Consider the following 7,719-nt stretch of genomic DNA (forward strand, 5'->3'; position numbering starts at 1 on the left):
ACCAGCCCTACAACCCCGACCTCCACGGCCGCCTCAACGACCTACAGAAAACCGCAGCTTGACATAGGGCTCTCAGGAGGCTGCCAGCCGGACCGTGTGGGCGTCGGGGATGGCGGCGTAGCGGTCGGGGGTGCAGGTGAGCAGGATGACCTGCACGTCCTCACCGGCCGTGCCCCGGGCGAAGGAGAAGACCCGGCCCATCTGCTCCAGGCGCCGTGGGTCGGAGTAGCCCAGGGCGTCGTCGATGACCACCGGCACCCCCTGGGCCGGGTCCACGAGGTGGGCCACGGCGATCCGGGCGAGGATGCCGAGCTGCTCCTTGGCTCCGCCGGAGAGCTCCTCGAAGGGCACCGTCAACCCCTCGAGCGTGCGGGCGCGCACGCTCAGCTGCTCGTCGACGGTGACGGCGAAGGTCGGGCCGTAGACCTGTCGGCCGAGGCGCTCGAGCGCGTCGGTGAAGGGTCGGACGTAGGCCCGGTGCGCGGACTCGCGGTGCTCACGCAGGGTGCCGCGCAGGTGTCGCACCGCGCGGGCCCGGCGGTCCAGACCGCCCAGGCGTCGCTCGGCGTCCTCGAGCGCCGCCTCGGCGAGGGAGTAGAGCTCCTGTCGGCCCTCGCCGGCGGCCAGCTCGACCTGGCCGGTGAGCGTGTGCAGCAGCTCGCGGCACTGGTCCAGGTCGTCCCGGGCGTGGGTGAGCGCCGCCTCGGCCGTCTGCACCCGCGCGGCCAGGCCCGGGACGTCCGCGGCGCGCACGGCGTCCTCGGCGCGACGGACCTCGACGCGGGCCGCCTCCAGCGCCTCCGTGCGGTCCCGCGCGAGGTCGAGCAGCACGTCGTCCGAGCGCTCCGCCCGCTCGCGCTCCAGCAGCTGCCTCTCCTGCTCCAGGCGGGAGCGCTCGCTCGTGAGGCGGCCGTGCAGCCGGTCCAGGGCGGCCGTCGCCGCGGCGGCCTCGTCCCGCGCTGCAGCGGCCCCGGTGGCGGCGGCGCGACGGGCCTCTCGGGCCTGCCGGACACGGCGGCCGGCGGCCCGCTCGGCCTCCACAGCAGCCGCCCCCGCACGCTGGTCCTGCTCGGCGGCGGCCTCCCCCCCGCCGTCGTCCGCCCCGGTGGACGGCCCCGGCCGGTGCGGAACCGGGTCGCGACCCGGGCCGGCCACCTCGGCCTCGAGCACCGCCACGCGCTCGCGGCAGGCGTGCACCCGGTCCTGCAGGGCTCGCGGCAGGTGCCCCGAGACGAGGGCCTCGTGCCGGTCCGGCTCTCGCACACCACGGGCGGCGAGCATGGAGGTGAGGTCGCGCTCGGCGTCGCGCAGCCGCTCGGCCGCCTCCGCCGCGGCGGCGGCTCGGGCCCGGACCTCCTCCACGCTCTCGCACCCCAGGTCGTGCAGCGTGCGGGCCAGCACTGCGCGGGCCCGCTCGAGCTCGGCCCTGCGCGCGTCCGCGTCGGGCGAGCGCACCACCACCCGGGCCGCTCCCGGCACGACCACCTCGAGGTCGTCGGTCGCCGTCAGCTCACGCGCCTGCCCCACCTCGAGGTCGGTGGCGGCCTCACCGGACCCGCCCACCGCGCCCACGCTCACCCCGGCGGACCAGGCCTCGACCCGCACGGCGGCACTGGCGGCCTCGTGCCGCGCCCGGAGCACGTCGACCTCCTGCGCCAGCCGGTCGACCCCCTGCCGCTGGGCCGCGGTGACGAACGACCGAGGGCCGGCATCGCGCTCGCGCAGGACGACCTGGAGCTGCTCCTGCAGGGCCGACACCACCCGCTCGAGCCCGGTCAGCTCGGTGCGGCAGCGACCGAGCTCGAGGCGTCGGTCGGCCCTCTCGCGCGCGTCCCGCGCCTGCTCCAGCAGGTCCTCGGCCTCCTCCACCGCGGCCTCGGCGCTGAGGAGCTGCTCCTGGGAGGTGGTGAGCTGCGTCCGCAGCGACTCGCCCCGGTCGGCGAGGTCGGCCAGCTGCTGCTCGAGCGCCACCACCACGTCGTCCAGACGCGCCACGCCCTCGACCCGCTCGTGCCGGTGCGCGTGCGCCTGCTGGGCCGCGTCGGCAGCCATCCGTGCGCGGTCGAACCCGTCGTTGGCCCGCTCGTGCCCGGCCACCACCTCGGCCACCGCATCGGCCCGCTCCTGCGCCAGGCGCAGGTCGCCCTCGCAGCCGGCCACCTGCTCCACCGCACGCCCGACGGCCTCCCGCGCCCGCTGCTGGCGGTCCAGGAGGTCCTCGGCCTCGACCAGGCGCCGGTGCGCCTCGGCGACCTCGGCCTGCGCGGCGTGGTAGGCCTCGATCGCCCCCCGGTAGTCGCCCGTGGGCCTGCCGGTCCGCCCGGTGAAGTAGCGGAGGTACTCCTCCTCGACCAGCCCCAGGACCTGCTCGCCGTCACCGTCGTGCAGGTGCGCGTCCGCCGCGGCGTCCAGCGCCTGCTGGAGGACACCGCTGGACATCAGCGGCACGAGGGTGCCGTCGTCGGACTGGGCCAGCCTCAGCGCGTCCCACAGGGTGGTGTCGAGGTGGGAGACGAGCTGCTCCAGGCGTGCCTGCGCCGCCGACCCGGCCAGCTGCTCGGGACGTTCGCCCAGGACCTCCAGCTCGGTGCGCGGGCTGCGCAGCCACTGCTTGGCCAGCCGCACCCGGGTCCCACCGATGGTGAACTCGGCCTCGACGAAGGGACCCACGTCGCGCCCGATCGGCTGCAGCGCCTGGGCCCTGGCGCTGCGGGACGTGGCCTTGAGGTCCAGCAGCCGGTCGAAGGCCTCCAGCAGCGTCGACTTGCCGATCTCGTTGGGCCCCTCCACCACGACCACACCGCGGTCCGGGAGGTGGACGGTGCGCTCGGTGACGCCACGCACGTCGCGCAGGGTGATCCGGTGCAGTCTCATGACCGGCTCCTGCTCAACCGGTAGAGCAGCGAGAGGGCGTCCCGGGCGCTCTCCTCGTCGTCGGCCCGGCCCACGACGAGACCGTCCCCGGAGGCCGGCACCTGCGGCTGCTCCAGCGCCTGGCTCTGCATCTCCTCGACCGCCGCCGCGAGGTAACCACCCAGGCCGAGCTCGCGCCATACCTCGTCGTCGGAGACGACCACGACCTGGCGGTGCTGCTCGCGCTCGACCATCGCCCCGAGGTGGTCGCGGTGCCGCTCCCGCAGCTCCTCGAGCCGCGCGTGCTGGGCGACGGTCAGGGTGCCGCGCAGGTTGAGGAAGAGGACCGTGCGGTCCTTGTCCACCAGGCCGCGCAGCTCGGCGTCCAGGGCGTCCAGGTCCGCGTCGGTGTCCACCTCCCGCTCGAGCACGAGGAAACGCCAGGTCGCGACGGGGTGCGGCGTCACCTGCACGCGCTCGCCCGCGGCCCGACCGGGGTCGACGTCGACGACGAGCACCTGCCCGGGGTCGACCTCCGTCTCCCGGGTGGGCTCCGGCGCGCCGGGGTAGTGGATGTCCTCGCGGCCGGCCACCGCGGTGCGGGAGTGCCGGTCGCCCAGCGCCACGTAGTGGACCCGCCCCTGCTCCAGCGCGGTCGCGAGGGACGCCGTGCGGATCGTCGCGGCGTCGCGCCACTGCGGGTCGAAGTCGTCCACCCCGCCGTGCCCGACGACCACCCGCACGACGCCGTCGGGGGCCGGACCCTCAGGCAGCAGGTCGACCGCCTCGGCCACGAGGTCGCGACCCGGGTGCTTGCTCTCCCAGGGCGCGGCGACGAGCTCCAGCCCCGGCACCACCTCGTGCACCCCGGCGGCGTCCAGGACGTGCACGTGCGGGGGGCACTCGCGCAGGAAGACGTCGGAGCGGTAGACGGATGCGGCGTCGAGGGGGTCGTGGTTGCCGGGTAGGAGATAGACCGGCACCGGCACCGCTCGCAGGGCCTCGAGGGCCCGGCGCACCGTCTGCCCGGTGAGGTGGTTGCTCTCGAAGACGTCCCCGCTCACCACGACGAGCGCGCAGCCCTGCTCCTGGGCCACCCGCCCGAGGGCGCGGATCGCCTCGACGCGGGCCGCGCTGAACCGCGCCTGGGCCTCCGGCTCGAGGAAGCGGCGGGTCAGCCCGATCTGCCAGTCGGCGGTGTGCAGGATCCGCACCATCTCCTCCGCCCTCCTCTCGTCTCCGGCCGGGGTGTCGCTCCCACGGTAGGAGAGCGCACCGACAGACCCCGGCAGGCTCCGGCCGTGTCGGCGATCCGAGGCTGCTCCGCGCAGGGCCTCATGCCCCCACGACGGCGACGGTCGCGGCTCGGGCCAGCAGCGCGGCCGGGACGCCCAGGGCCAGGGTGAGGACGAGGTGTGCCGCCACCCGTCCCGGTGCGCGGCGCCCGATCTGCCAGGTCTGCACCGCCAGGGTGCTCCACGTGGTCAGGGCCCCGCACAGCCCCGTCCCCAGGAGCAGGAGGAGCCAGGGGGCGAGGGTCCCGGAGAGCCCGACCAGCACGCCCAGCGCCCCGGCCCCCGCGACGTTGACGACCAGCACCCCGCGCACGGGTCCGAGCGGCGGCCGCGAGGCCAGGTGGCGCAGCACCGCACCGAGGGCCCCACCCAGGGCGACGCACAGGACCGCCACCAGGGCGGGGACACCGCTCACCGTCGGACCCGCCGCAGCGCGGCTCCCCCGGCCAGCGCCGCGGCCCCGACGCAGAGCAGCACCGTGGCGAGGAGGTAGAGCAGGGAGGTCACCGGGTCGACCGTCCCGAGGACGGCCACCTGCACCGCATACGTGGAGAAGGTCGTGAACCCACCGAGCAGCCCGGTGCCCACCCCCGGCCGCAGCCACCAGGGGTGAGCAGCGTGGTCGTCGTGGACGACCAGCCACGCCAGGGCCGCGCTGCCGAGCACGTTGACCAGCATCGTCGCCCAAGGCCACCCGCCAGACCCGGGCTCGGGCACGAGCACCGACTCGACGACCCACCGCAGCAGGGACCCCGCGGCCCCGCCGACGGCGACGGCTGCCAGGGTCTGCGGGTGCAGCGGGTGCCGGGCGGACCCTGGGGACGAGGACACGGGGCGACCCTACCCGCGGTCGTACACTGGGCGGCATGGATCGATGGGGCACCGACGCGCAACCTCCGAGTCCCGGGCCGGGCGGCACCCCCGCCCGGCTGACCTGCAGCACGGGGGCCGCCACGTGCTGATCGTGGGCGGCATCGCCGTCATCGTCGTCCTCACCCTCATGACGGGCTACTTCGTGGCCCAGGAGTTCGCCTACGTCAGCGTCGACCGCGGTCGGCTGCGCCAGCTCGCCGATGACGGGGACGCCCCGGCGCAGCGCGCGCTCAAGGTCACCTCCCGGCTGTCGTTCACCCTCTCCGGGGCGCAGTTCGGCATCACCGTCACGGCGCTCATGGTCGGCTACCTGGGCGAGGCGTTGCTGGTGCGGGGACTGACGGAGTCGTATGCCGAGTCAGGCTGGCTCGCGCGCGCGGCCATGATCTCGCTCTTCTCGATCGCCACCCTCACCTTCTCCACGGTCCTGCAGATGGTCATCGGTGAGCTGGGCCCGAAGAACTGGGCGATCGCCCGCCCGGTGCCGCTCGCGCGGGCGCTCTCGCGCAGCACGCTGGTCTACCTCACCGTGCTCGGCCCCGTCATCGCGTTCTTCGACAAGGCCTCCAACGCGCTGCTGCGCTCGGTGGGCATCGAGCCGGTCGAGGAGCTGCCGCAGGGAGCCACCCCCGAGGACCTCACCCGCATCATCGCCGAGTCGCACAGCGGCGGCACCCTCGACGAGGAGCTGTCCATCCTGCTGGGCCGCGGCCTCGCCTTCCGCGACCGGGTCGCGGAGGAGGTCATGACGCCCCGGACGTCGGTGCAGACGATCCAGGCCGACGAACCGGCCGAGGTGGTGCTCGAGGCCCTGGAGAGCGGGCACTCCCGCTTCCCCGTCGTGGGCCGGGACATCGACGACATCGTCGGCGTCATCGGTCTGCACGACCTGCTGGCCGTCGAGCCGCAGGCCCGGCACACCACCCTCGTGCGCGACCTCACCGACGACGCCCTCATCCTCCCCGAGTCGCTCCCCCTGCCGAAGGTGCTGGAGGAGCTGCGGGCCGGTCACCAGCAGCTGGCCGTGGTGGTCGACGAGTACGGCGGCTTCGCCGGCATCGTCACCTTCGAGGACGTGGCGGAGGAGGTCGTCGGGGAGATCTGGGACGAGGACGACGACGACGAGGCAACGAGCGCCGCCCGCGCCGGCGGTGTCTGGGACCTCTCGGCCCGGCTGCGCATCGACGAGGTCGCCCAGCTCACCGGGGTCGAGCTGCCCACCCACGAGCACTACGACACCCTGTCCGGGCTCGTCCTGGACCAGCTGGGGCGCACCGCCGAGGACGGCGACAGCGTCGTGGTCACGTGGACCAGCCGCGACGGCGAGGGCGACGAGTACGTCCATCTCGCCCGCCTCGACGTCGTGCGGACCCGGCGCTTCGTGCCCGAGGTCGTGACCCTCAGCCCGATGGTGACGCGGACCCTGGAGGAGTGGCACGAGCTCGCCGAGGAGGAGCGCGAGCACCTCGGCGACGGGCTGGTGATCGCCGCACCCTCCGGCGGCGACGACGCGGAGGTGGCCCGGTGAGCACGACCCAGGCCCTCCTCGTCAGCGTGCTGCTGCTCGTCGCCAACGGCTTCTTCGTCGGGTCCGAGTTCGCGGTCGTGGCCGCCAAGCGGCACCGCCTGGAGGAGCGGGCGGAGGCCGGCAGCCGCGCCGCTCGCGCCGCCGTGAACGCCTCGCGCGAGCTGTCGCTGATGCTGGCCGGGGCGCAGCTGGGCATCACGCTCTGCACGCTGGCGCTGGGCGCGCTGGCCAAGCCCGCCGTCGCCTACCTCCTCGAGCCGGTCATCCAGGCCCTCGGCGTGCCCGACGTGGCCGTGCACGCCATCGCGGTGGCCATCGCCGTCTCCGTCGTGGTCTTCCTGCACATGGTGGTCGGGGAGATGGCACCGAAGTCGTGGGCCATCTCGCACCCGGAGAGCTCGGCCATGATGCTGGCCCTGCCCTTCCGGGCCTTCACCTGGGTCGCGCGCCCGGTGCTCTGGTTGATGAACGCCCTGGCCAACCAGCTGCTGCGCCTCGGGGGGATCGACCCGGTCGACGCTCTGGGCAACGCCCAGACCCCCGCCGACCTGCAGCTGCTCCTCGCCCAGTCCCACGAGCACGGGGTGCTGGAGGACGCCGACCACCAGATCCTCACCGGTGCGCTGCGGCTGGAGGAGGAGACGGTGGAGTCGGTGATGTTCCCGACCACCCGGGCGGTGACGGTCCTGCGGACCGCGACCGCGGCGGACGTCGAGCGGGTCAGCCACCGCAGCGGACGCTCCCGGCTCTTCGTCGTCGAGCCCACCGGCCGCGAGGGCCAGCAGCGCATCCGCGGCCTGGTGCACGTCCGCGACGCGATCCTCGCCTCGGCCCAGGGTCGGGGCGACCGCCCGCTCGGGGACTTCCTCCAGCCGGTCGCCTCCCTCCCGGCGTCGATGCCGCTCATCGACGCCGTCTCGAGCCTGCGCCAGCAGCGCGGTCAGCTCGCCCTCGTGCGGGACGACCAGGGACGGGCGGTGGGCATGGTCTCCATGGAGGACATCCTCGAGCAGATCCTCGGGGAGTTCGACGACGAGTCCGACACGGGGTCGGCCGACGAGCCGAGCGCGGTGGCCGGCCACCCCAGCCGCGTCTGAGAGCCCTATGTCAAGCTGCGGTTTTCTGTAGGTCGTTGAGGCGGCCGTGGAGGTCGGGGTTGTAGGGCTGGTG

At 74.7% G+C, this 7,719-nt stretch carries 6 protein-coding genes; 2 read left to right on the top strand and 4 right to left on the bottom strand.

Annotated elements, in window-relative coordinates; all coding sequences use genetic code 11:
- Positions 1 to 72 precede the first annotated feature (72 nt).
- From Q0795_RS16940 to Q0795_RS16955, 4 genes are all read right to left on the bottom strand, one after another.
- Entirely contained in the window at positions 73 to 2,874 is a 2,802-nt protein-coding gene (locus Q0795_RS16940) for an AAA family ATPase (protein WP_298891698.1), read from the bottom strand.
- Positions 2,871 to 4,070 (bottom strand): metallophosphoesterase, encoded by a 1,200-nt coding sequence (locus Q0795_RS16945; protein WP_298891700.1) that lies wholly within the window; start codon positions 4,068 to 4,070, stop codon positions 2,871 to 2,873. Before Q0795_RS16945 ends, Q0795_RS16940 begins: the two co-directional genes overlap by 4 nt.
- Positions 4,071 to 4,188: 118 nt before the next feature.
- Positions 4,189 to 4,563 (bottom strand): CrcB family protein, encoded by a 375-nt coding sequence (locus Q0795_RS16950; protein ID WP_298891702.1) that lies wholly within the window; start codon positions 4,561 to 4,563, stop codon positions 4,189 to 4,191.
- Positions 4,560 to 4,979 (bottom strand): CrcB family protein, encoded by a 420-nt coding sequence (locus Q0795_RS16955; RefSeq protein WP_298891704.1) that lies wholly within the window; start codon positions 4,977 to 4,979, stop codon positions 4,560 to 4,562. The genes Q0795_RS16950 and Q0795_RS16955 overlap by 4 nt, the downstream gene beginning before the upstream one ends.
- A gap of 43 nt (positions 4,980 to 5,022) precedes the next feature.
- Here Q0795_RS16955 and Q0795_RS16960 point away from each other — a divergent pair, with 43 nt between their 5' ends.
- Entirely contained in the window at positions 5,023 to 6,549 is a 1,527-nt protein-coding gene (locus tag Q0795_RS16960; RefSeq protein WP_298891706.1) for a hemolysin family protein, read from the top strand.
- A complete protein-coding gene (locus Q0795_RS16965) occupies positions 6,546 to 7,646 on the top strand; it encodes a hemolysin family protein (RefSeq protein ID WP_298891708.1) in 1,101 nt (366 codons plus the stop codon). The genes Q0795_RS16960 and Q0795_RS16965 overlap by 4 nt, the downstream gene beginning before the upstream one ends.
- Positions 7,647 to 7,719 lie beyond the last annotated feature (73 nt).

The organism is uncultured Serinicoccus sp., from assembly GCF_947487915.1.
Classification (GTDB): Bacteria; Actinomycetota; Actinomycetes; order Actinomycetales; family Dermatophilaceae; genus Ornithinicoccus.

What these genes read in the sequence shown, in the direction of transcription:
- Q0795_RS16940 (WP_298891698.1), bottom strand. Translation starts at nt 2,874, where the DNA reads ATGAGACTGCACCGGATCACCCTGCGCGACGTGCGTGGCGTCACCGAG.
- Q0795_RS16945 (WP_298891700.1), bottom strand. Translation starts at nt 4,070, where the DNA reads ATGGTGCGGATCCTGCACACCGCCGACTGGCAGATCGGGCTGACCCGC.
- Q0795_RS16960 (WP_298891706.1), top strand. Translation starts at nt 5,023, where the DNA reads ATGGGGCACCGACGCGCAACCTCCGAGTCCCGGGCCGGGCGGCACCCC.